This is a genomic window from Acinetobacter sp., from assembly GCF_036666595.1.
In the GTDB taxonomy this organism is placed as follows: domain Bacteria; phylum Pseudomonadota; class Gammaproteobacteria; order Pseudomonadales; family Moraxellaceae; genus Acinetobacter.
The window spans coordinates 1-672 of the sequence record NZ_JAVWVO010000090.1; the positions used below are offsets into that span (position 1 = coordinate 1).

Below are 672 nucleotides of genomic sequence, written 5' to 3' on the forward strand. Positions count from 1 at the left end.
CTTTAACTGTACTTTTTCCAGACCCATTAGGACCAGCAAACATTCTTATTCTTGGTTGAGGCATTAAGTTATACAGCAGCCTCTTGTTTTTTCTTACGTTTTAATACTTTAGGAAGATGATCAACTGTGACATAGCATTGAGATAAGTCTTGCAGAATAGTCTCAACCCCATTCACTTCACGTTGTACAAGTTGCTGATCTTTGGCGTAAACAACGGTCGCAACCGAACAGGCTTTGTTAAAGGCATGACGAAAGGCATGTATAGCAAGTTTAGGAATCATATCATCCTCATATTTGCTTGCCTTCATAAGGCTGTAATAAGCTGTCATAGAACAACTCCCGTTACACAAGGTATATTTCCATCTTATATTAACATAGTACAAATAATTGTCTATTTATACACCAACATAGAAATGTAACGACCAACTGAATAAATTCGCCATTTAATCATGTTGTTTCAGTAAAACTGTTAGATGTAACTTCTATTCTAAAAAAAGAAAAGCCACTGATTTAGTGGCTCAAAAAGACATAAATATCTAAAAGATTAACCTCAGTATGCTCTGAGAAATCTCTAGACCAAAATTTTGGACTTAATCTTCTTTCCACACATCTTCATAATCTTCACGATCAATCATAAAACGAAAACCTTCAGCCAAAGCTAAGTACGGTAGT

1 protein-coding gene is annotated in these 672 nt (G+C 35.1%); it reads right to left on the minus strand.

The window, feature by feature from the left end; genetic code table 11:
* Positions 1-68: 68 nt before the first annotated feature.
* Complete coding sequence (locus RR876_RS16950; RefSeq protein WP_332637186.1) at positions 69-329, minus strand: hypothetical protein; 261 nt, start codon at positions 327-329, stop codon at positions 69-71.
* Positions 330-672: the final 343 nt, after the last annotated feature.

What these genes read in the sequence shown, in the direction of transcription:
- RR876_RS16950 (WP_332637186.1), bottom strand. Translation starts at nt 329, where the DNA reads ATGACAGCTTATTACAGCCTTATGAAGGCAAGCAAATATGAGGATGAT.